The organism is Streptomyces aureocirculatus (assembly GCF_000720475.1).
GTDB lineage: Bacteria > Actinomycetota > Actinomycetes > Streptomycetales > Streptomycetaceae > Streptomyces > Streptomyces aureocirculatus.
In genome coordinates, this window is record NZ_JOAP01000008.1 from 12,531 (window position 1) to 34,014 (window position 21,484).

19 protein-coding genes and 1 pseudogene are annotated in these 21,484 nt (G+C 70.4%); 9 read left to right on the forward strand and 11 right to left on the reverse strand.

What is annotated here, in order from left to right; genetic code table 11:
- Position 1 precedes the first annotated feature (1 nt).
- The 4 genes from IG78_RS0109510 to bagL form a co-directional block, all read right to left on the reverse strand.
- Positions 2 to 388 carry an alpha/beta fold hydrolase gene (locus tag IG78_RS0109510; RefSeq protein WP_225882360.1) on the reverse strand — a complete coding sequence of 129 codons (387 nt, stop codon included), beginning with the start codon at positions 386 to 388 and terminating at the stop codon, positions 2 to 4.
- Positions 389 to 1,020: 632 nt separating this feature from the next.
- Complete coding sequence (gene bagJ, locus IG78_RS0109515; RefSeq protein ID WP_051852478.1) at positions 1,021 to 2,376, reverse strand: bagremycin/ferroverdin transporter BagJ/FevB; 1,356 nt, start codon at positions 2,374 to 2,376, stop codon at positions 1,021 to 1,023.
- A 74-nt stretch (positions 2,377 to 2,450) separates the two neighbouring features.
- The gene (gene bagK / locus IG78_RS0109520; protein ID WP_051852479.1) at positions 2,451 to 3,818 is read right to left on the reverse strand and encodes a bagremycin/ferroverdin biosynthesis FAD-dependent oxygenase BagK/FevA1; all 1,368 of its coding nucleotides are present in this window, start codon (positions 3,816 to 3,818) and stop codon (positions 2,451 to 2,453) included.
- Positions 3,819 to 3,999: 181 nt separating this feature from the next.
- Positions 4,000 to 4,452, reverse strand: coding sequence for a MarR family transcriptional regulator BagL/FevM (gene bagL / locus IG78_RS41855; RefSeq protein ID WP_030561131.1), 453 nt, complete (start codon positions 4,450 to 4,452; stop codon positions 4,000 to 4,002).
- A 55-nt stretch (positions 4,453 to 4,507) separates the two neighbouring features.
- Here bagL and bagM point away from each other — a divergent pair, with 55 nt between their 5' ends.
- Positions 4,508 to 5,155 (forward strand): bagremycin/ferroverdin biosynthesis UbiX family decarboxylase BagM/FevK, encoded by a 648-nt coding sequence (bagM, locus tag IG78_RS0109530; RefSeq protein WP_051852481.1) that lies wholly within the window; start codon positions 4,508 to 4,510, stop codon positions 5,153 to 5,155.
- The gene (gene bagN / locus IG78_RS0109535; protein ID WP_051852482.1) at positions 5,152 to 6,666 is read left to right on the forward strand and encodes a bagremycin/ferroverdin biosynthesis UbiD family decarboxylase BagN/FevL; all 1,515 of its coding nucleotides are present in this window, start codon (positions 5,152 to 5,154) and stop codon (positions 6,664 to 6,666) included. Before bagM ends, bagN begins: the two co-directional genes overlap by 4 nt.
- A 102-nt stretch (positions 6,667 to 6,768) precedes the next feature.
- On the opposite strand, the gene bagI is transcribed toward bagN, so the two are convergent.
- The 6 genes from bagI to bagA all read right to left on the reverse strand — a co-directional run bounded on the left by bagI (position 6,769) and on the right by bagA (position 14,389).
- Positions 6,769 to 7,761 carry an AfsR/SARP family transcriptional regulator BagI/FevR gene (gene bagI / locus IG78_RS41860; RefSeq protein ID WP_078965851.1) on the reverse strand — a complete coding sequence of 331 codons (993 nt, stop codon included), beginning with the start codon at positions 7,759 to 7,761 and terminating at the stop codon, positions 6,769 to 6,771.
- A gap of 169 nt (positions 7,762 to 7,930) precedes the next feature.
- Positions 7,931 to 8,848, reverse strand: coding sequence for a bagremycin/ferroverdin biosynthesis o-aminophenol oxidase BagH/FevF (gene bagH / locus IG78_RS0109545; protein WP_030561139.1), 918 nt, complete (start codon positions 8,846 to 8,848; stop codon positions 7,931 to 7,933).
- A 110-nt stretch (positions 8,849 to 8,958) separates the two neighbouring features.
- Positions 8,959 to 9,339, reverse strand: coding sequence for a bagremycin/ferroverdin biosynthesis copper chaperon BagZ/FevE (gene bagZ / locus IG78_RS0109550; protein ID WP_225882361.1), 381 nt, complete (start codon positions 9,337 to 9,339; stop codon positions 8,959 to 8,961).
- Between the two features lie 215 nt (positions 9,340 to 9,554).
- Entirely contained in the window at positions 9,555 to 10,991 is a 1,437-nt protein-coding gene (bagG, locus tag IG78_RS52140; RefSeq protein WP_078965852.1) for a bagremycin/ferroverdin biosynthesis FAD-dependent oxygenase BagG/FevA2, read from the reverse strand.
- 438 nt (positions 10,992 to 11,429) lie between these two features.
- Entirely contained in the window at positions 11,430 to 12,794 is a 1,365-nt protein-coding gene (gene bagE, locus IG78_RS0109560; protein ID WP_225882362.1) for a bagremycin/ferroverdin synthetase BagE/FevW, read from the reverse strand.
- Entirely contained in the window at positions 12,791 to 14,389 is a 1,599-nt protein-coding gene (gene bagA / locus IG78_RS0109565; RefSeq protein ID WP_225882363.1) for a bagremycin/ferroverdin biosynthesis tyrosine ammonia-lyase BagA/FevW, read from the reverse strand. Before bagA ends, bagE begins: the two co-directional genes overlap by 4 nt.
- A gap of 159 nt (positions 14,390 to 14,548) precedes the next feature.
- On the opposite strand from bagA, the gene bagB reads away from it, so the two are divergent.
- From bagB to bagY, 4 genes are all read left to right on the forward strand, one after another.
- Positions 14,549 to 15,322, forward strand: a complete 774-nt coding sequence (gene bagB / locus IG78_RS0109570; RefSeq protein ID WP_030561149.1) for a bagremycin/ferroverdin biosynthesis DhnA-type aldolase BagB/FevI — start codon at positions 14,549 to 14,551, stop codon at positions 15,320 to 15,322.
- A gap of 78 nt (positions 15,323 to 15,400) precedes the next feature.
- On the forward strand, positions 15,401 to 16,507 hold the full coding sequence (bagC, locus tag IG78_RS0109575) for a bagremycin/ferroverdin biosynthesis 3,4-AHBA synthase BagC/FevH (protein WP_030561151.1): 1,107 nt from the start codon (positions 15,401 to 15,403) through the stop codon (positions 16,505 to 16,507).
- Positions 16,508 to 16,605: 98 nt separating this feature from the next.
- Positions 16,606 to 16,953 carry an SAV_915 family protein gene (locus tag IG78_RS0109580; protein WP_157855772.1) on the forward strand — a complete coding sequence of 116 codons (348 nt, stop codon included), beginning with the start codon at positions 16,606 to 16,608 and terminating at the stop codon, positions 16,951 to 16,953.
- Between the two features lie 119 nt (positions 16,954 to 17,072).
- Entirely contained in the window at positions 17,073 to 18,161 is a 1,089-nt protein-coding gene (gene bagY, locus IG78_RS0109585) for a LuxR family transcriptional regulator BagY/FevT (RefSeq protein ID WP_030561155.1), read from the forward strand.
- A 21-nt stretch (positions 18,162 to 18,182) separates the two neighbouring features.
- Here the strand turns inward: bagY and IG78_RS41865 are convergent.
- A pseudogene (locus IG78_RS41865) lies at positions 18,183 to 19,081 on the reverse strand (SMP-30/gluconolactonase/LRE family protein).
- A gap of 165 nt (positions 19,082 to 19,246) precedes the next feature.
- Between IG78_RS41865 and IG78_RS0109595 the strand changes: the two are divergent.
- The 3 genes from IG78_RS0109595 (at position 19,247) to IG78_RS0109605 (ending at position 21,161) form a co-directional block, all read left to right on the forward strand.
- Positions 19,247 to 19,711 (forward strand): Lrp/AsnC family transcriptional regulator, encoded by a 465-nt coding sequence (locus tag IG78_RS0109595; protein ID WP_037687273.1) that lies wholly within the window; start codon positions 19,247 to 19,249, stop codon positions 19,709 to 19,711.
- 300 nt (positions 19,712 to 20,011) lie between these two features.
- The gene (locus tag IG78_RS53050; RefSeq protein ID WP_488356433.1) at positions 20,012 to 20,677 is read left to right on the forward strand and encodes a hypothetical protein; all 666 of its coding nucleotides are present in this window, start codon (positions 20,012 to 20,014) and stop codon (positions 20,675 to 20,677) included.
- Positions 20,678 to 20,957: 280 nt separating this feature from the next.
- A complete protein-coding gene (locus IG78_RS0109605) occupies positions 20,958 to 21,161 on the forward strand; it encodes a hypothetical protein (RefSeq protein WP_030561158.1) in 204 nt (67 codons plus the stop codon).
- The last annotated feature ends 323 nt before the right edge of the window (positions 21,162 to 21,484 follow it).

Consider the following 21,484-nt stretch of genomic DNA (forward strand, 5'->3'; position numbering starts at 1 on the left):
GTCAGCCCACCTGCCGCAGCCAGTCCACCAGGATCTCGTTGACCTCCTCGGCCCGCTCCTGCTGCACCCAGTGCCCACAGCCCTTGAGGATCTGGGAGGAGATTAGGCCGGGGAGGGTCACGGGGTAGGCGTCGAGGGCGCCGGCGAGCCACGTGAGGGACGGGTCGAGTGCGCCCGCCACGAACAGGGAGGGGCGGGTGAGGGGGGTGCCGTCCCAGGCGGCGAGGTCGGCCCAGTCGCGGTCCATGTTGCGGTACCTGGCGAGCGGGCCGCTCATGCCGCCGCGCTCGAACTCGGCGGCGTACACGTCCAGGTCCGCCTCCGACAGCCACTCCGGGAGGCGTCCGTCCCGGGGCGTGCGGTCGGACATCCGGCCGCCCCGGGGCACGAAGTGCAGGGCGGGCGCGTCCGGGGGGGACTTGCCCGCTTCCCCCGGCTTGTTGCCGTTCCGGCAAACCCGCGGACGCGACTGCGTGCCTGCTCGGCAGAGTCGTCTGCGGCTTGTCGCCCGCTGAGCGCGCAGTTCCCCGCGCCCCTAACGGGGCGCACACCCGCCGGGAGCTTTCAGGGGCGCGGGGAACGGCGCGACCAGCCACAACAAACCCGCAGACGCATCTGCGGGGCCGCTCAGCAGACGCGACTGCCGCTTGTCGTGCGCTGAGCGCGCAGTTCCCCGCGCCCCTGACGGGGCGCACACCTGCCGGGAGTTTTTAGGGGCGCGGGGAACTGCGCGACCAGCCACAACAAATCCGCAGACGCATCTGCGAGGCCACCCGGCAGACGCGACCGCCGCTCGTCGTGCGCTGAGCGCGCAGTTCCCCGCGCCCCTAACGGGACGCACACCTGCCGGGAGTTTTTAGGGGCGCGGGGAACTGCGCGACCAGCCACAGCAAAGCCGCAGACGCATCTGCGAAGCCGCCCGGCAGACGGGTGGGGCGCGCCCCGGGTAACTGCCGGGTCGCGCCCCACCACTTGACGGTCGACCGGCCCCGCCGGGGGTGGAGGCCGGTCGGACCGGGATCAGGTCTGCTGAGGCCGCGCCGGCGGCAGCAGGAGGGCGAACACCGCGCCGAGCAGCGGAAGGATCGCGAGCCAGGCCAGCGCACTGGTGATCTGCATGTGCTCGGAGAGCGTTCCGGCGGCAGCGGAGCCAATACCGCCGCCCACGAAGAACAGCAGGTTCAGGACCCCCATGGCCCCCCCGCGCTGAAGGGGTTCGAGGCGACTGGAGAGCACCGCGGTGGCCACGACCTGCGTGACCGCGAACGTCGCCATCCCCATCGACGTACCGATCAGCATGACGACGATGCCCCCCTCGACGAACCCCACGATCGCGAGGAACACCGCGGAGCTGAGAGCGACCCCCGCCAACAGGAAGCTGCCCCCCTTGGTGAACGTGAGCTTGCTCGCGAGGCGAGAGCACACCGCGCCGACAACCGCCCCGGGCAACAGCCAGGCCCCGATCTTGAACACGCCCCAGCCGTACTGCACGGCGAGGATCTGCGGCACCGCGTACATCGCGGCGAAAAGCCCCGCGTACCCCCCGAGCCCCACCACGGCGGCGATCAGGAACGTGCGGTCGGTCGCCAGGGGCTTGGGCACGAACCCGTCGGGCCGCCGGTTGATGTGGAGGAAGAGGCCCACCACGGACACCAGCAACAGCACCGCCAGGACGACCACCAGCGGCGTCGCGAGGTCGAGCGTAGAGGCCTGGATGAGCAGCAGCAGCGAGGTCGCACCCGTACCGAGGAGGGTGCCGCCGACGAGGTCGACGGCCCTGCCGAAGCCGGGCCTCGTGGCCGCGAGCTTCAGGCAGAAGGGCACCACGAGCAGGGACAGCGCGGGCAGCACGAGGGTGACCCGCCAGTGCCACCAGTCGGTCACCATGCCGCCCGCGAGGGTGGCGCTGGAGGAGAACAGGGCCATGGTCGCGCCGAAGATCGCGAGGATCTTGGGCCGGACGGCGGGCGCGGACGCGGACGCGAGGGTCAGGGCGCTGGACGTGATGGCGCCGGAACCCGCGGCCTGCACGAACCGCCCCGCGATCAGCAGCCCGAACTCGGACGCGACCAGGATCAGGACCGCCCCCAGGGCAAGGAGCGCCGAACCGGCGAGAACCGTGTTGCGCACCCCCCATTTCTCCGAGAGCCGCCCGAAGACCGCGGTGCCCACGCCGAGCGCGAGGGCGTGCGAGGTGAGGACCCAGGCGGCGACGGCCGGCCGGACCTCCATCGCCATGGCGACATCGGGCAGCGCCACACCCGCGGCGGTGACACCGAAGATCACCGGGCCGAACAGGGCGCCGAGGCGGAGCCCGATCAGCCCCGCACCCGGTGAGGCCCCCGGCTGCGCCCGCACCGCGTCGTCCGTCGTCATCGACACTGTCGTTCTCCCCATCCTCCGGACCCCGAGGGTCCACGTGGTCCTCTGGTCTGTGGCCCCGCCGGGCGTCAGACGCCCGTGCGCGGCGGGATGTTGTGGTTGAACCGGAAGAGGTTGTCCGGGTCGTACCGGGTCTTGATGTCGCGCAGCCGCGCGTACGTCCCGGCGCCGTAGCCCTCCTCGGCGAGGCCGCCCGTCTCCGCGCCCGCGAGGAAGTTGAGGTAGCGGCGGCCCGTGGTCCAGGACGCCATGCCGTCCACGACCTGCGCGGGGCGCGCGCCGGGACCGGGCAGGGCGAGCGTGGACAGACAGAACGCGGCGTCCCTGTGGTCGACGGCGCTCGGCACGGCGGGCGGTCGCGCCATGGCGCCGCCCAGGTGCCGCAGCTCGACCACGAGGTCCACGCAGCCGCTCTCGGGCCCGGCGAGGGCGAGCAGTTCGGCCACCGCGTCGTCGCCGAGCCCGCGCAGCATGACCGAGCGCTCGTGGTACGGGATCGGGAACGCCGGGTCGTTGTGGATGTCCGCGCAGCGCGTGTACGGCATCTCCGCGAGCGTGTCCACCATCGCGGGGGCGATCTCCCGCAGCGGTTTGACCAGGCGCTCCCCCTCGTCACCGGGTCCCAGGTGCACCACGCGTACGTGGGCGACGAGCTTGCCCCGCAGGAACGGGGGGATCGGCTCCATGTCCGGCATCCGCATCAGCGCCAGCGAGGACGACATCTCCTCCGGCACCGTCTCGACCCACGACCGCCAGTTGTGCAGCACGTCCGCACTCGCCTCGCCGGGGAAGAAGAGGCCGCCGCCGTAGATCCGCGTGACCGGTACGAGCCCGAACTCGATCGCGGTCACCACCCCGAAGTTGCCCTTGCCGCCGCGCAGCGCCCAGAACAGGTCCTCGTTCCGCTCCGCCGTCGCGATCCGCAACCTGGCGTCGGCGGTGACCACTTCGAGCGCGGTGACGTGGTCGGCGGCGAAGCCGTACTTGCGCGACATCAGGGCGAGGCCGCCACCGAGCGTGTAGCCGACCACACCCACGAGCGGCGACGAGCCGTTGAGGGGCGCGAGGCCGTGCGCGGCGGCCGTCTCGATCACGTGCTGCCACTGCGCCCCGGCCCCGGCACGGGCGATCCGGGCGCCGGGGTCGATGGACACATCGGTCATCCGGCGGGTGTTCAGGAGCAGTCCGGTGTCCTCGGCAGCGGCCGACGGACCGTGGCCGGTGGCCTGCACCGCCATCGGTATGACAGCCCCGGCCGCGAAGTCGACGACTTCCCGTACCTCAAGGGCGTCCCGCACGCCTACGGCGATCGCGGGCCGGTGCTCCACGATCCGGTTGAACCCCGCGACCTCGGCCGCGTAGCCCTCGTCGTCCGGTCCGAGTACCGGTCCGGTGACGCGCTCCACAAGGCGTCGTGCCACTGCGGATTCGTCCATGTATCAGCCCTCCAAGCCCACCCCAACTCGGGTCGCTGATCACACTCCCAGCGGGCACCGCCCCGACCTATCCCCCCTTTGAGGGGAGTCGGGATACCCCCTCTTTGCGGGGGGGGTACCCCGGGGGTTCTGCGGGAGGGGCGTCCCGGGGGCGTCTCGGCGCGGGGGGCCTCGGAGGCGGTCAGGAGGTCGGCCGCCCCGGCATGTCGCCCACCGTCCGCAGCATCCCGACCAAGTCCTTCAACTGCCGTTCCCCCAACAGCTCCTCCACCTGGATGAACAGCGCGCGGGCCTCCGCACCCGCCGTGGCGAGGCGCTCCCTGCCCGCCTCGGTGAGCGTGACGATGCGACGCCTGCGGTTGGCCGGATCGATCTCCTTGGTGACCAGGCCGAGGGCTTCGAGGCGGTCCAGGAGCGGGGTGAGCGTGGACCGGTCGATCGCGGTCAGCGCGCCGAGCGCGGACTGGTCGAGGCTGCCGTTGTCGTCCAGGACGAGCAGCACCGCGAACTGCGGATTGGTCAGATCCGGTATGCGCTGCTGCCACATGACCGTCCACGCCTGGGCGGCCCGGCGGAGCTGATGCGGTAGCGCCTCGTCCAGATGTGGTCGGCGGCGGGGGCTTGTGCTCGTCATGACGGCAGTGTATTCAGTACAAGGATATTCCGTACACGGAAGATTGGGGGCCCCGATGCGGCTGATCGTGGGGATGACCGGCGCCACCGGCGCGATCCTCGGCGTCCGACTGCTCACCGAGCTGCGCAGGCACCCCGACGTGGAGACGCACCTGGTGCTCACCCGCTGGGCCCGCGCCACGGTGGAGCTTGAGACGGGACTGAACGCGCGCCAGGTGACCGCGCTCGCGGACGTCGCCCACTCCCCCGGCGACCAGGGGGCGTCGATCTCCTCGGGCTCCTTCCGCGCCGACGGCATGGTGATCGTCCCGTGCAGCATGAAGACGCTCGCCGGTATCCGCACCGGGTACGCGGAGGGGCTCGTGGCCCGCGCGGCGGACGTCACGCTCAAGGAGCGGCGCCGCCTCGTCCTCGTACCGCGTGAGACGCCGCTCAGCGAGATCCACCTGGAGAACATGCTCGCCCTCGCGCGCATGGGCGCGGCGATCGTGCCGCCCATGCCCGCCTTCTACAACCACCCCGCCTCGGTGGACGACATCGTCGACCACATCGTGACCCGGGTCCTCGACCAGTTCGGGATCGAGGTCGCGGGGGCGCGCCGCTGGGAGGGCCTGCCCCGGGGCGCGGCCGCGACCCCGGTGCCCCCTGCCGCCCCCCTTGCCCCCGTAGCCCCGGGCATGGACCGAAGGAGCGTACGTTCATGACCTCTCCGACGATCATCGCTGAACCGCGCGGCCCCAGCGGCCCGTACAGCTACAAGGACCTGCGGAGCTACCTGCACGCCCTGGAGGCCCTGGGCGACCTCCGCCGTGTCCACCGGACCGTGAGCGCCGACCTGGAGGCGGCGGCCTTCACGCGCCTCTCCTACGAACGGCAGTCGCCCGCGCCGCTGTTCGAGAACGTGCGAGGGGTCGCGCCCGGCTTCCGGCTGCTCGGCGCGCCCGCGGGGCTGAGCGCGGCCCCGGGCAAGCCGCTGGCCCGGGTCGCCCTCTCCGTGGGCCTGCCCGCGGAGACCACCGCCGCGGAGCTCGTCGAGCATCTGGCGCGGGCCCGTGACGCCGTGCCCGTACCGCCGAGGACCGTCGGCCGCGCCGATGCCGCCTGCAAGCAGAACGTGCTGCTCGGCGACGACGCCACCCTGGACCGCTTCCCGGTGCCGCGGGTGCACGAGTTCGACGGCGGGCGCTACCCCAACACCTGGGGGATCATCGTCGCGAGGACCCCGGACGGCCGGTGGACCAACTGGTCGATCGCCCGGATCATGATGGTCGACGGCAAGCACATGACCGGCCTGGTGATACCGGCGCAGCACATCGGGATGATCTGGCAGGAGTGGGTCGAGCGCGGCGAGCCCATGCCGTACGCCCTGGTGCAGGGCGGCGACCCGGCGGTCCCGTTCGTCGGGGGCATCCCGCTGCCGCCGGGCACGGACGAGGCCGGGTACATCGGGGCGCTGTACGGGGAGCCCGTCGAGGTCGTGCCGTGCGAGACGGTCGACCTGGAGGTGCCCGCGAGCGCGGAGATCGTCATCGAGGGGCATCTGTCGATCGGCCGCGACGCCGAGGAGGGGCCGTTCGGCGAGTTCGCGGGCTATGCCTCCACGCGCACCTCGATGCAGCCGGTGTACTCCGTGGAGGCCATCACCCACCGGGACGACCCGATCTGGCCGATCGTGGCCGAGGGCCGCCCCGTGGACGAGTTCCACACCGTCACCGGGGTCGGGCAGGCCGCCGAGGTGCTCGCGGAACTGCGCGCCGCCGGGCTGCCCGTCACCACGGCCTGGTCACCGCTGCGCGCGGCGGCGCACTGGATGGTGGTCACCGTCCCGCAGGACTGGCGGGAGCGACTGCCCGGCGTCGACTCGGCCGAGTTCACGCACCGGATCGGCGAGGTGCTCTCGGAGTCCCACTCGGGGCGGGCCACGGCGGCCACCTTCGTCCTGGACGACGACATCGACCCGGCCGACGACACCGACCTGCTGTGGGCGCTCGCCACCCGCATCCACCCGCTGGAGAAGGCCGAGGCCTGGCCGGGCTTCGTCCATCCCCTGCTGAACTGCTACACCCCGCAGGAACGCGCCGCGCAGTACGGCCCCATCGTCTTCCACGACGGCCTCCAGCCCGTCCCGGACGGCAGCCGCCTTCCGCACTGCTCCTTCGCCCAGGCCTACCCGGAACACGTCCGGCGCCTGGTCCTCGACCACTGGGACGACTGACCGGGAGGAACGGGGGACAGGCCGGCGCGACGGGTTCGTCGCGCCGGCCCGCCCCGGGAAAGGCCTCGGAGACCTCGGCAACTTTGGCGGCCCTGGCAACCTTCAGGCCCCGGGGCTCTCCTCCTCGGAGTTCAGCCATAACAGCATCACCTGGCGGAGCGTGTCGCGCTCGATGCGCAACAGGTCGTTCTCCAGGCGCAGTTGCTCCACCGAGTCGGCCTTGACGGCCCCGGGCCGCGCCGGTTCGACCAGGGCGAGCCTGGCCGGACGGCCCCGCAGGCCGGACGGGCGGGCGGGGCGCCGCGGCGCCGGGACGTCACGGGACAGGGGGGTCGGCGAGGTGAGTTCACCGACCAGTATCGACTGGTGCAGGGCGTGCAGGTCCTGCGCGGGCTCTATGCCGAGGTCCTCGGAGAACCGCCGCCTGAGGTGGCGGAAGGTCTCCAGGGCGTCGGCCTGGCGGCCCGAGTGGCACAGCGCCAGCATCAACTGGGCGCAGGCGCGTTCCCGGAAGGGGTTCTCGGCGACGAAGCCCGTCAGGTCACCGATGATCTGCCGGTGCCTGCCCAGCTTCAGCGCCACTTCGAAGTACTCCTCACTCACCGTGAGGCGGTCCTCGTTGTGCTTCACGGCCAGCGAGTCGAGCGCCCTGCTGTCGAGGCCGGCCGCGACCGGGCCCCGCCACAGTTCCAGGGCCTCCTTGAGCAGCACCTCGGCGGCTTCCAGATGGTCGTCCCTGAGCATGACCCGCGCCCGTGCGACCAGCTTGTCGAACTTGAAGAGGTCGAGCGCGTCGTCGTCGAGCACCCGGATCCGGTAGCCGGAAGGCCGGGTCTCTATGACACTTTCGCGTTCGTGGGTCCGGAGCAGTCGGCGTAGCCCGGACACACAGATCCGCACCTGCCCGCGGGCGGACGCGGGCGGTTCGTCGTCCCAGATCGCGTCGACGAGACGGTCGAGACTGACGACTTGTTGCACTTGTAGGAGCAGCGTTGCCAGTAGTTTCTGCCTGCGGATCCCGCTGATCTCGATCCGCTCGTCGCCGTTCATGACGACGAGCGGACCCAGGATCCGAAAGGCATAGTCATTACGCATTTCTGATTAACCCCCGTTGAACCACTCAAGGAAAGGCGCAAGACGAGCACGTCGGTAATGCCGATACGGCTTCCCACCGGTCCTGAAGTCGCCGGGAAACCATATCGGCGTCACGGAACGGCTGCCGAGAGACAAACCGCCGTCGCCTTTTTACTGCGCTACGGGTTGTTCATGCGTAGCGGTAGTACTTCTGGTGATCCAGGAGGTCGGCGGGCGACATGGTGTACCAGGGGGCGAGCTTGGTGTGCAGTGACGGCACCTCCGGATGCTTGTCCACTGGCAGGTACTGCGGGACGTCCGGGTGCGTCTGCTGCCAGATCGTCCAGAGCTTGTCGATGAAACAGTGGTGCATGAAGAAGATGGGGTCGTTGGGGGAACCGATGTACAGCATGTGGCCGCCCACCCAGGTGTGTCCCGCGCCGTGCAGCTTGCCGAGTTCCGCCTCGTGCGGGAATTTCGCGTAGCCCTCCAAATGGTTGCGCAGGGACTGCGTCTCGCTGCCGTAGCCGGAGGTGTAGTTGTAGGGCGGGGTGTCGTAGGTGGTGAGCGCGAGGGTGTCCGCCATCTCCTTGGCCGTCGGCAGGTGGGGGTTGACGGTGCCCATGTCGCGTACGAGGTAGTCCCGGTCGTCCGCGGTGTAGTGGCCGTTGAACGCGGGGTGCTCGTCACCGACCGGGATCACGCTGATGTTGAGCTTCCAGCCGTTGCAGCGGGCGAAGGGCCCGGTCATGACCTGGCGGTCGCCGGGGCGCCCGTTGCCGCCCATGAAGTCGTCGCCCCACAGCGGCGAGTCCTGGCTCTGGTCCTTGGTCCAGTCCCAGTACGGCAGCGTGACGGTGGGATCGAAGCGCTGCATCGCCCGTTCCAGGAGCAGCAGGTACTGCCGGTGCCACGGGAAGAGGCCGGGGCTCATGTGGCCCCAGCGCTTGCCCTTGTCCTTGTCCAGGTAGTCGCCCGAGTTGATCCGGATGTGTAGCCCGACGAGTTCGTCGTAGATTCCGACTTCCTTGACCTTGCGCAGCGCGCGGACGAAGCGTCTTTTCTCGTTGGCGGACATGTCGAGATGGTTCTTCCGCACATGGACCATGGGGTCTCCCCTCCTGCGGTTCTCACGGATCTCTCGGTCTTGCGGGTTTTTCGGTCTCCCGGATCTCTCGGTGGGTGGCCTGTGGGCGTGCCGGGCCCGGTCAGGCGTGGTCAGGCGTGGTGGCTGCCGCCGCCCGGCAGCAGGTTCGCGCCGCGCAGCTCGTCGACCGCCTGCCGTCCCGTGGCCAGCGGGGTGGGTGCCATGCGGTAGTGGCACATCGCGCTCAGATAGGCGCCGTCACCCATCTTCATGAGGTGCAGTTGCTTGCCGTCTATGTGCACGGTGTCGTCGGCGTCGGACACGGTGATCGTGCGGCCTTTGTACGTCTCGGAGTACGGGCCCTGCCGCGCCGCGCCCGCCTGGGCGTCCGCGGTGTCGTCGGCGCCGTCCCGCGCGCCGATCCGGTCTCTGCCCGCCTCGATGATGCCGAAGGGGACCGCCGCGGCGGCAACTCCGCCGGCCATGCCCTTCACCACGTTGCGTCGGTTCACTGTCGTCCTCCTGTACTCATCGACCAAGGGGTCGCCGAAGGCTCCCGCTTAGCTTGCGAGCGGGGCGTATCGACGGGATATCGCGGGTACCGCCCGGCCCCGCGTGCGTGCCGCCCGGCTGGTGGAAAAGTGCCGAGATCATGACCGTCACTCCTGGTCGGAGCCCTGTGCGCGGTCGTGTGCGATCGGCTCGGAAAGTGCCGTTCACACCGAATTCACCGTTGTCGGCCCTGCTGCGGACGTGGCGGAATATTGTGGTTGAAGCGGAACAGGTTCTTCGGGTCGACCCTTGCCTTGACGTCGGCGAGCCGGTCGTAGGTGGCGGGCTCGTACCCGGTACGGGCCAGATGCGCGGTGTCGGGGCCGGCGAGGAAGTTGAGCAGGCGCCGGCCCGTGCCCCAGGGCGCCATGCCGTCGACCACCAGCGGCGGGCGGCCGTCCGGCAGCGACACCGTGGACAGGGCGAACGCCGCGTCCCGGTGGTCGACGGCGTTGGGCACCGCCGCGGGGCGGCCGAGCGCGCCGCCCAACTGCCGTAGCTCCACCATCAGATCGATGCAGTCGGCGCCGGGACCCGCGAGCGCGAGCAGCCCGTCGGCCACCGTCTCGTCGAGACCGCGGAGCATCAACGACCGTGCGTGGTAGGGCATCGGCTCGATCGGGTCGGTGTGGATCTCGCCGGACCGGGTGTACGGGATCACGGCGAGGGTGTCGACGACGAGCGGCGCCGCCGCGCGCAACGGCGCGACGAGCTCCTCCCCGGCCGCGGCGGAGCCCAGATGGGCGATCCGGATGTGCGCGGTGAGCCTGCCGCGCAGGAAGTCGGGGACCGCCTCGATGTCCGGCAGCCGCAACAGGGCGAAGGACGACGTCAGTTCGTCCGGCACCGACGCGGTCCACGCCCGCCAGGCGTGCAGCACGTCCGCGGCCGCGTCGCCCGGGAAGAAGAGGCCCCCTCCGTAGAGCCGCGCCACCGGCACGAGGTCGAACTCCAGGGCCGTCACCACGCCGAAGTTGCCGGTGCCGCCGCGCAGCGCCCAGAACAGGTCGGGGTCGCGGTCCGCGGTGGCCCGGTGCGCCTGGCCGTCGGCGGTGACGACCTCGACGGCGGTGACGAGGTCCGCCGCGTAGCCGTATCTGCGGGCCATGAGCCCCAGGCCGCCGCCGAGGGTGTACCCCGTCACGCCGGTGAGCGTCGACGATCCGCTGAGCGGGGCGAGGCCGTACTCCGCGGCCGCCTGGACGACCTCGTACCACTGGACGCCGCCCTCGGTCCGCGCCGACCGGGCGAGCGGGTCGATCGTCACGCCCCGCAGCCTGCGGGTGCTGATCAGGAGACCGCGGTCGGCGGCGTTGGACGGGCCGTGGCCGGTGGCCTGGACGGCGATCGGAAGTTGCCGGGCGGCGGCGTACGACACGGCCTCGCGTACGTCGGCGGCGTCGGCCACCACCGCGATCAGGTCCGGGTCGTGCTCGGTGATCAGGTTGAACCCGTCGAGTTCCAGAGCGAAGTCGTCCTGCCCGCGCCGCAGCCCCCGCCCTCCTCCGAGCCGCCCGGCCGGCTCGTCGGCGTACGCGCCCTCCGGCTCCTCCCCCGGTGACCCGGAGAAGCCCGCCACCACCGGGCGCACGGTGCCCTCGCTCCTCGCCATCGCCAGCCCTCCCAGGACCCGAACCTCTGTGCCGAGACGCTCCGGACTCTGCCAAGGGCGGGCCTACCGGCGACATCCCTCGTTTGAGGCATTAACCGGAGCCCCGGCGACCACCGGGGCTGCGCCCCGCCAGGGGCGCGGGGAACTGCGCGCTCAGCGCACGACAAGCCGCAGACGCGTCTGCCACGTCACCTCGCAGACGCGACTGCGCGTGCGTAGTGGCTGGCCGCGCAGTTCCCCGCGCCCCTAAAAAACACCCCCCGCAGGGTGCACGCCCCGCCAGGGGCGCGGGGAACTGCGCGCTCAGCGCACAACAAGCCGCAGACGCATCTGCCACGTCACCTCGCAGACGCGACTGCGGGTGCTTTTGGGCTGGCCGCGCAGTTCCCCGCGCCCCCAAAAAGCACCCCCCGGAGGGTGTGCGCCCCGCCAGGGGGGTCAGCCCCTGACAACGGCGTTGTCCCAGTCCTCCTCGGGCCCGAACAGCCGCCGCGGCTTCATCGCGTCAAGGCGCTGCGCCAGGAGACCGCGCGGCACGAGCGTCCCCTCGGGCACGACGCCCACCTCGCACCGCACCCCCAACTCCCCCGAGACCATCTCGGCGAGAAGCGCGGCAGCCCGCCCGCCACCCCCGGCACCGGGCACCTCGATCTGCACGACGAGCCGGTCGACCTCCGCCCTGGCCCGCCAGAACAGCACGCCGTACGCCGCCGGAAGGCGGTAGACGAGCTCCTCCACCTGGACCTGCCCGAGCCGCTTCGCGTCGACGGTGTACCCCTGGCCGAGCCGCCCGAGCACCCGTACCGTCGGCAGTTTCCAACCGCACGGGCAGTCCCCGTACCGCAACTCCACCAGGTCTTCCAGGTTGTAGCGAAGGAGCGGCATCGCCTCGCGGTACAGCGGGGTGATGACGAGCTGCCCGGTGCCCTCGGCGGTGATGTCCCCGCTCTGCGGGTCGTACACCTCCGGCAGCACCCGGTCCGCCCAGAAGTGCATCCGGCCGTGCACACAGTCGCTGGCCAGCGGCCCGACCTCGGTGCAGCCGTACTCCTCGATGACCGGGGCCTTGAGGATCTCCTCGATCCGGCGGCGGCGCGCCCCGCTGAGCGGCTCGCCCGCCACGTACAGCGCCCGCAGCGCGGGGAAGGGATCCACGCCGTGGCCCGCGGCCCGCGCGGCGGCGACCCAGAGCAGGCTCTCGCTCGGCGTCGACCAGGTCAGCGTCACCTCCAGGTCACGAAGGACCCGTACCACCCGCGGATAGGGGACCGCGAGCGAACGGCAGTCGCCGGGAACGACGGTCGCGCCGCTGCGCATGGCGGCCCAGTGGGCCATGTGCCCGGCGAGGACGAGCCCGTACGGGATGCGGACGAGCAGGGTGTCCGCAGGACCGATCCCCACGGTCTTGCGGACGAACCGGTCGGCGAGGTCCGTCCACTCCGCCTCCGTGAAGTAGGCGGGGGTCGGATTGCCCGTACTGCCACTGGACTCGTGGTAGGTGGCGAGGCGTTCCTTGGGCACCCCGAGCATCCCGAACGGATAACTGGCCCGCAGGTCGGCCTTGCTGGTGAGCCCGACGTCGGACAGGGTCCGCGCGCCGTCGAGGCGCGCCGCGTAGAAGGGGGAGTTCGCGGCCCCGCGGAGCATGGGCCCGACCCGCTCCTCCTGGAGCGCGCGCAGCCCGTCGAAGGTGGTCCAGTCGCCGAGGGCGGGCAGGGTGCTCCCGGTCCTCGGGGTGTGCGCGGGGGCGTGCGCGGCGCCGGTCCCGCTGCCGTTCGTTCCGGTGCTGACGGAGACGGTCACACCAGGGCCTCCGTCCGTGCGGCCGCGGCGACCGCGCCCGAGGTGATCAGCGAGACGACGGCGGCGATGTCCCCGTCCATCTGGCGGTCCTTGGCGGCGAAGGGCACCTTCTCCCGGACGAGGTCGTGCACAGCCCGGGTACGCGGGCTCATCTCCTCAAGACCGCGCAGCTCGACGGCCTGGCAGGCGGCGATGAGGTGGATGGCCGCGACCTCACGGGTCAGCTCGATAATGGTGCGGGCGTCCCGCGCCGCGATCGGGGCCATGCTGACCTTGTCCTGGTTGTGCGCCTCCGTCGAGCGCGAGAACGTGCTGACGGGCCCGGCGCTCTTCAGCGCCTCCGCGGTGAGCGCCGAGCACGCGATCTGCATGCCCTTGAACCCGTGCTGGAGCCCGGCCTCGGTGTCGTCGTCGGCGACCGGGGCGATCAGGTTCGGGGTGAGCCCGTTGTTGAACTTCTCGTCCACGAGCAGCGCGAGCTGCCGGTCGAGCAGGTCGGCGATGCCGGCGACGGCCGTCTTCAGGGCGTCCATGGCGGTGACGACATGGCCGCCGTAGAAGTTGCCGCCGCTGTACACCCGGCCCGTGGACGGGTCGAACAGCGGGTTGTCGCTGGAGGAGTTGATCTCCACCGTCAGCCACTTGCGGGTCCAGTCGAGCAGGTCCCGCAGGACGCCCGTGACATGCGGGGCGCAGCGCAGCGAGTAGCGGTCCTGGATGGAGCGGGTGAGCTTCTGGAAGTGGCGCCCGTCAAGCGGGTCGTTGAGGTCGACGACCTGGTCGTGGGTCATGGAAAGGGCGGACCCGTCGAGCAGGTCGTGGATGAACCCGGCGCTCGCGCGCTGCCCGTCGTGCGGCTTCTCGTCGTGGATGAACGGCGCGTAGTGGCCGCGGTTGCCGAGCATGCCCTCGCTGGCGAGAGCGGTGCAGATGTCGGCCACCGCGGCGAGCTCCGCGGCCTCCTCGGTGTTCAGGGAGGCGAGCGCGGCGCTGAACGACGTACCGTTGATCAGCGCGAGCCCGTCCTTGGACTCCAGTTGCACGGGTTCGAGCCCCAGCTCGGCGAGCACGTCCGCGGCGTCCCGCACCTCCCCGCGGTGGCGCACCTTGCCCTCGCCCGTCAGCGCGTACGCGAGATAGCACAGCGGTACGAGGTCCCCGCTGGCGCCGACCGAGCCGCGCTCGGGAATGGTCGGCAGGACGTCGTGCTGAAGGAAGTCCAGGAGCCGCTCCACGACCGGGGTGCTGACACCGGAGTTGCCCCGGGCGAGGCAGTTGGCGCGGATCAGCAGGGTGGCGCGCACGACCTCGTCGGAGGCCAGCGGCCCGGTCCCGTTCAGGTGGTAGCGGATCAGTTCGCTCTGCAGCCGTGCGGTCTTCTCCGGTGAGATCTGCCGGATGACGCTGTCGCCGAATCCCGTCGTCACGCCGTAGATGGGTTTGCCGGTCAGCAGGATCTCCAGCTTGAGGTTCCGGGACGCGTGCATCGCCTTCAACGCGTCCTCGGAGATCGAGAATTCGGACCCCGCGCGGGACGCAGTGGCCTTGACCTGGCCGATGGTCAGTTCATGGCCGTCAATGGTGGTGATCGTCACTGGTGGACACCTTTCTCGCCGGTTTCCCAAGAGTCTTGGGAGCCGGTGTTTCCCACCGATATCCCTGCCCGTCCGCGCCCGATATCCGTACGAGACAGCAAGAATGCGCGCCCCGCCGAGAGTTGGCCCCAGAAAAGGCACGGAGGGAGCGGAAACCCCATGATCTCCAACGGTGCGTTCGGCAGGCGACTCCGCCTGCGACGCCTCTACCGAAACGATTCCGAACGGCTGCTGATCGTGCCGCTCGACCATTCGGTGACCCAGGGCCCTGTCACCGGCGGCGCGGGCATCGACGCGCTGGTGGGGCGGCTCGCCACCAACAGGGTGGACGCGATCGTGCTGCACAAGGGCGCCCTGAGGCACATCGACCCGCAGTGGTTCGGCTCCACCTCACTCATCGTCCACCTGAGCGCGAGCACCGTGCTCGCCCCCGACCCCGACGCCAAGTACCTGGTCGGCGGCGTGGAGGAGAGCCTGCGCCTGGGCGCGGACGCGGTGAGCGTGCACGTCAATCTGGGCTCGGACGGCGAGCAGCGGCAGATCTCCGACCTGGCCGCCGTCGCCGACGCCTGCGACCGGTGGAACGTCCCGCTGCTCGCGATGATGTACCCCCGCGGCCCGAAGATCAGCAACCCGCGCGACCCGGCCCTCGTCCAGCACGCGGTGACGGTCGCCGCCGACCTCGGGGCCGACCTGGTGAAGACACCCTACGTCGGTTCCGTCGACCGGATGAAGGAGATCGTGGCCTGCGCGCCCGTGCCCGTCGTCACGGTCGGCGGCCCCCGCAACGACGACGAGGGCCAGGTACTCGCCCATGTCACGGAGGCCCTGAACTCGGGCGTGGCGGGCGTGGCGATGGGCCGGAACGTCTTCGAGGCGCCGGATCCGGGGGCGATGGCGGGGAAGCTGGCCGACCTCATTCACGGTGCCTGACCTCCTCGCCGTCTCACCCCTCTCCCCCGCGCCGCGCCGCGCGGCACTCACCCCAAGTGAACTTAGGAGCCCAACCCCATGAAGCTCAGTTGGCTGGACATCCGGGACCTCGGCGAGGCCAAGAACGCCATCGTCCAGGAGGCCCTGCACCACCGGCTCGACGGCATCGTCGCCGCGGATCCCGCCGACCTCGCGGGCCTGCCCCCGACGGTCAAGAAAGTGCTGTTCCCGCGCGGGCGTGCGCTGCCCGAGGACTTCGGCGAGGCGACCGTGGTCATCGTGGACCCGGCGTTCCACGCCGTGACCCCCGCCGAGCTGGCGCTCGCCCACCCCGAGGTGGAGTTCGGCCGGTTCGTGGAGATCATCGACGCGCCGACCCTGGAGGACGCCTGCCAGTCGGCCCGTACGGAGCGGTGGAGCCTGCTGCTCTTCCGCGACCCCACCAAGATCCCGCTGGAGATCGTGATCGCGGCGTCCACGGGTTCGCCGGGCAGCCTGATCACGGTGGCCGCGGACGTCGAGGAGGCCGACATCATCTTCGGTGTGCTCGAACTCGGCTCCGACGGCGTCATGATGGCGCCGCGCAAAGTCGGCGACGCGGCCGCCCTGAAGGCCGTGGTGGAGGCCGAGACCCCGGACCTGAGCCTGGTGGAACTGGAGGTCGTCTCCACCGAGCACGTCGGCATGGGCGAGCGCGCCTGCGTCGACACCTGCACCTACTTCCGCAAGGACGAGGGCATCCTGGTCGGTTCGCACTCCAAGGGCATGGTGCTGTGCGTCAGCGAGACGCACCCGCTGCCGTACATGCCGACCCGCCCGTTCCGCGTGAACGCGGGCGCCATTCACTCGTACACGATGTCCCAGAACGGCCGCACCAACTACCTCAGCGAGCTGAAGGCCGGCAGCAAGATCGTCGCCGTCGACACCGAGGGCCGCACCCGGCTCGTCACCGTCGGCCGCGTCAAGATCGAGACCCGCCCGCTGATCTCGGTGAACGCCGTCGCCCCCGACGGCCGGGAGGCCAACCTGATCCTCCAGGACGACTGGCACGTACGGGTACTCGGCCCGGGCGCCAAGGTCCTCAACAGCACCGAACTCAAGCCCGGCGACAAGGTGCTCGGACACCTCCCGACCGAGGACCGGCACGTCGGCTACCCGCTGACCGAGTTCTGCCTCGAGACGTAGTGGGTGAGGCCGGTGAGGCGGACGCGGGGAGGCGCGGCGTGAGTGGGGGAGGCGGGAGCGAGGGGGGCGTGAGTGAGGGGAGCGTGAGTGAGGGGGGCGTGAGTGGGGGAAGCCCGGCGGGCGGGCTCCTCTACGTCCCCGTGCGGCCGAACCCGGCCGGGGCGTTCGCCGTGCGGACGGCCCGGCCGGGCGCGGGGCAGCGGCGGGTCGGCCTCGCCTTCACCGCGGAGGGCCTGCTGTACGCGGCGCTCGGCGAGACCCAGCGCTGGACCAGGCTGTCCGCTCCGGCCCTGCGGGCACTCCTGCGCCCGCTGGGGATCGACGACGTCCGGCTCGATCCGGTGTACGTGGGTCCGCAGATGCCGACGGCGGATGTGCTCGACTACGCGCCCGTCCTTGCCGAAGCGGAACGCCAGACGCAGTGGCTGCCGGACGAAGTGTGGTGAGACAAGGGGGTGTTGGCGGGCGTCGGCGCGGGCGGCCGGGGTGACGGACCCGGCCGGGAATGACCGAATGGCGTACGGTGGACGCATCCGCAGGCGACCCCGGAACGGAGCTCCGGAGCATGTCCACTGTGATCGGTCGCGAGGAACTCATCTCACGTGTGGGCCGCGCCGAGTCCGCGCAGACCCTGTTCAGCACCCTGGCGGCGCAGTTGCGCACGGCGGTCCCGTACGACGCTGCGGTCTGGCGTGCGACGGACCCGGAGACGGGCATGATGACGTCGCCGATCGTCGCGGAGAACATCGACGACCGCAGTTGCGCCGTGTACTGGCAGTACGAACTGTTCGGCGAGAAGATCAACCTGTTCCGCGACCTCGTGCGGGCGCCGGTGCCGGTGGCCGGCCTGTGGGAGAGCACGGGCGGCGAGCTGAACCGCTCGACTCTCTACAAGGGCTTCCTGGCGCCGCGCGGGGTGCACGACGAGTTGCGTGCGGTGCTGCGCGTCGACGGGCGGCCGCACGGGTACGTGAGCTTGTTCCGGCTGGCGGGCAGGCCACCGTTCAGCGCGGTGGAGCGCCGTTTCATCGAGGGCCTCGCGACTCCGATCGCGCGCAGGCTCCGCTCGTACGCCAAACAGCGCCCCGATCGCGCCACCGAGGGCCTGTCCGGCACGGGCCTGCTCCTCTTCGGCACGGACGGCGCCCTGATCTCGGCGAACGACGAGGCGAGGCGGCACTTGGAGGAGATGCCCGAGGGTCCCACCGCGGTCACGGGCCTGGGCATCCGCATCCCCTTGTGGGTGCACAACACGGCGATGCGGGCGCGGGCGATAGCCGAGGAGCGCGAGCACGGCACGGCCCGCATCCGGATGCGCAGCCGCACCGGCCACTGGCTGATCTGCCACGCCTCCTGCCTGCGCGAGGGCGAGGGCAGACTCGGCGTCTCCGCGGTGGTCATCGAACGCGCCCCGGTCTCCGAGGTCACCCCTCTGATCGTCCAGGCGTACGAGCTCTCCGACCGCGAACTGGAAGTGACCCGGCGCGTGGCCCGCGGTCTGCCCACCGGCCGCATAGCGGAGGAACTCCACCTGTCCCCGCACACGGTCCGCGACCACATCAAGGCGATCTTCGCCAAGCTGAATGTGTCGAGCCGTGGGGAGTTGGTGGGCAAGCTGTTCACGGAGTACTACGAACCGGAGCAGCGGGTGTGAGCGGGCCGGGCCCTTGGGGCCCTACTGGCTGGGCCTCCCCCGCCTCCCGGCCCCGGTCGGATGAGTCCCCGTGACCCCCATGACCACCGAATAAAGACTGCTCTGCGCGGCGATGAAGAGCCGATTGCGCTTGCCGCCGCCCCAGGCGATATTGGCGACGGTCTCAGGGATGACGAGCCGCCCGATCAGGGTGCCGTCGGGGTCGTAACAGTGCACGCCGTCATCCATGGCGGCGACCCAGAGCCGCCCTTCGTCGTCGAACCGAAGATTGTCGAACCGGGCCCGCGGCCGGCCTGCGGCCTCGGCGAAAACCCGCCCGTCCGACAAGGACCCGTCCTCCCGCACATCGAATACCCGGATGACGCCGTCCCGGGTATCGGAAACGAACAACTGCCGTTCGTCGTCCGAGAAGACAAGACCGTTGGGCGCCCCGAGACTGTCGGCGACGACGCGAACGTCCCCACCGCCGCCCGCGCCCCCGGGATCAACCCGGTACACACAATTCCGCCCGATCTCACTCTCCGCCCGGTACCCCTCGTAGTCACTGGTGATACCGAAGTCAGGATCGGAGAACCACACGGACCCGTCGGACTTCACGGCGGCGTCGTTGGGGCTGTTGAGCCGCTTGCCCTGCCATCGATCGGCGAGCACGGTGATCGACCCGTCGTGTTCGGTCCTGGTGACCCGCCGATTTCCTTGCTCGCAACTCACCAACCGGCCTTGCCGGTCGAGGGTGTTGCCGTTGGAGTGCCCGGCGCCCGCCGGAAGACGCTGACGTCCCCGCTCTCCTCGTCCCACCGCAACATCCGGTCATTGGGAATGTCGCTCCACACCACCTGCCGCCACGCAGGCACATAGACGGGCCCTTCGGCCCACCGGCACCCGCTGTACAGCACCTCGACCCGATCGTCGCCGTTCATGCACCTCCCCGTACGGAACCGCTCGTCGAACGCCTCGTACAACCCACCAGGCTCACTGCTCACGCCACACCCACTCCTCACCAACCGGACCGAACAGGATTCTGCATATCGAGCACTTTGCAGGATGAACTATGCTCAGAACAAGAACACCCCGAACGGAGAGTCGTGGATCACATAGATCGCGCCCTACTGGCGCAGCTCCAGGAGGACGCCACGCAGTCCTACGCCGCACTGGGCCGGACCGTCGGCCTCTCGCCGGGCGCGGCCCACGAGCGCGTACGGAAGCTCCGCGAGAGCGGCGTGATCCGCCGCACCACGGCCGAGGTCGACCCCACGGCCATCGGCGGCGCCTTCCTCGCCTACGTGATGGTCGACTCCACGTCCTGGATGGGCGACTCCGCGAACGCCTTCGCCGCCATCCCCGAAGTCCTGGAGGCCCACATCATCGCGGGCGCCGCCTCACTCCTCCTGAAGGTCAGAACCCCGACGACCGAGCAACTCCAGGACGTCCTGCGCCGGATCTACGCCATCGACGGCGTGAGCGGCACCCAGGCGACGGTCTCCCTGGAAACCTTCTTCGAACGCCAGCTCTCCCCTACCACGGCGGAGCCGACTGCGGGGCGGCCGTGAGCTCTGGCCTCTGAACCCTGAGCACGTCGCCCGGACGCTTCCCGCCATGCCACCTGGCGGCTAACCCTGGATGCGGCTCGGCATGCAGCCTCAGGTGGCTACGTCAGACTGCGTCCCTGGAACTCAAAAGCCTATGGAGACTCAGGGGGACGCATGTGGGGGACCGTCATTGCCGTCCTTGGCACACTGGGCGGCGTGGCGCTGGCCGGCGCTACGCAGGTTCTTACCGAGCGCCGAGCACGCAGAGAACAGCAGCGCCAACTGATCGCCGATGCCGTTCAACAGTTGCTCGGCGCGGTGATGACGTACCGGGAGGCGCATTGGCTTCTGATCGCCGACATTCGGGAGGGCGAGCAGGACAACCGAGAGACACGCACCGCTCGCTATCGAGCCCGATCCGAGATCACCAGGGCCTTCGACAGACTCAGCCTCGTCACGGCCGATCCACAGCTTGTCCAAGCTGCTTCGGCAGCGCTCTGGGCAGCGGTCGAGCTGAGTCACATCGACGTCGGCCAGGCCGCTGAAGGCCGCTTCGCCGAGCACGTCGAAACCGCCCTGGCAGCCGGGCGGGAGCGCACACGGGAGGCCCATAACGCGCTACGGGCCGCCGCGACCGCCCATGTGCACCGCCGCCCCCCCCCGGCCGCCCCCCCCCCCCCCCCGCCAGGGGCCCCAAAAAACCCCCCGAAATTTGGGGGGCCCCCCCCCCCCCCCCCCCCCCCCGCCGACGCCTCCACCGAACGGAAAAACCCCAGGCCGGAACGGATCCGACCCGGGGTTCAAGTGAGCCGCCTTCTGGATTCGAACTCACGCATCGCTCACGCAGCCGGCGGCCCTGCTTCTCCGGCGACCTGGGTCGACGAAAGACTGCGTTTCACGCTTCCCCGGCAGGCCTCAACTGAAGTCCGAGGTAGCGCTACTCGAACGAGAGCAACACCTCTCGACCGTTTCCGCCAGCGTGACTAAACCGACAAGAAAGGCGTACGCAACCCCAAGGAGGAATCAGTCTCCATGAGCCTCTCGGACCCGAATGCCACAACCGACGACAGGTGCCTCGCTCCTCTCGCCTCGCAACCCGTCACCAGCACCGCCAAGGACACACCGCGCAGCGAAAAGTCGGATGCAGACGCCGCTCGCATAACCCTCCAACTGGAACAGAACCACGCCGAGGCCAATGCCGTCGGACTCTGCAGCCCCGAACTTGACGCCTTCCACAACCTGATGGTGGCTGGGCTACGGCCTCCACTTGGGCGAGTTGAGTCCGGCCGAGGCACGGAGCGCGCTGGAGGAGATGCGAGGCTTCGTCAACCGGTTGGAGCATGTGGTCAAGCATGCAGAGGACATCATGCAAGACGACTTCGAGGGCGACCCCGAGATCGCGCGTCTCGACCGCGAGGCGGACGACAATCGGTGGAAGGCAGTCCGGAGCTCACCGAAAAATGTCGCTTAGGGTGCCTAGACGTTCATCCTGCTGAAGGACAGGACGGTGTGGCTATCCATCTTGCCGATGACGTGTCCCTTCGGTAGTTCGCTGTCTGGGGCGCCAGCCGGATGGAAGTCATGTGCGATACAGCGGCGCGGGCGACACTCCATTCAGTGATGCGGGCGCCAGATTCTGTGCCAGGGCGACCGCGTCGGGGCCGTAGCCGGCGGCACCAAGTCGTGACGGTCGTTCGGGATCTGCATTGTCGCGTTCGGCGATCAGATAGGCAGTCCTCCGCTCACTCATAGCTCACAAAAGCCCCTCCACGGCACCTCAGCCGTGCGCTCCCA

Bases quoted from the DNA above. Each gene is read 5' to 3' on its own strand.
- bagY (WP_030561155.1), top strand. From the start codon at position 17,073: ATGTCCACTGTGATCGGTCGCGAGGAACTCATCTCACGTGTGGGCCGC.
- IG78_RS53050 (WP_488356433.1), top strand. From the start codon at position 20,012: ATGACGTACCGGGAGGCGCATTGGCTTCTGATCGCCGACATTCGGGAG.
- bagH (WP_030561139.1), bottom strand. From the start codon at position 8,848: ATGGTCCATGTGCGGAAGAACCATCTCGACATGTCCGCCAACGAGAAA.
- bagN (WP_051852482.1), top strand. From the start codon at position 5,152: ATGACCTCTCCGACGATCATCGCTGAACCGCGCGGCCCCAGCGGCCCG.
- bagK (WP_051852479.1), bottom strand. From the start codon at position 3,818: ATGGACGAATCCGCAGTGGCACGACGCCTTGTGGAGCGCGTCACCGGA.
- bagB (WP_030561149.1), top strand. From the start codon at position 14,549: ATGATCTCCAACGGTGCGTTCGGCAGGCGACTCCGCCTGCGACGCCTC.
- bagG (WP_078965852.1), bottom strand. From the start codon at position 10,991: ATGGCGAGGAGCGAGGGCACCGTGCGCCCGGTGGTGGCGGGCTTCTCC.
- bagJ (WP_051852478.1), bottom strand. From the start codon at position 2,376: ATGACGACGGACGACGCGGTGCGGGCGCAGCCGGGGGCCTCACCGGGT.
- bagC (WP_030561151.1), top strand. From the start codon at position 15,401: ATGAAGCTCAGTTGGCTGGACATCCGGGACCTCGGCGAGGCCAAGAAC.
- bagI (WP_078965851.1), bottom strand. From the start codon at position 7,761: ATGCGTAATGACTATGCCTTTCGGATCCTGGGTCCGCTCGTCGTCATG.
- bagL (WP_030561131.1), bottom strand. From the start codon at position 4,452: ATGACGAGCACAAGCCCCCGCCGCCGACCACATCTGGACGAGGCGCTA.
- bagM (WP_051852481.1), top strand. From the start codon at position 4,508: ATGCGGCTGATCGTGGGGATGACCGGCGCCACCGGCGCGATCCTCGGC.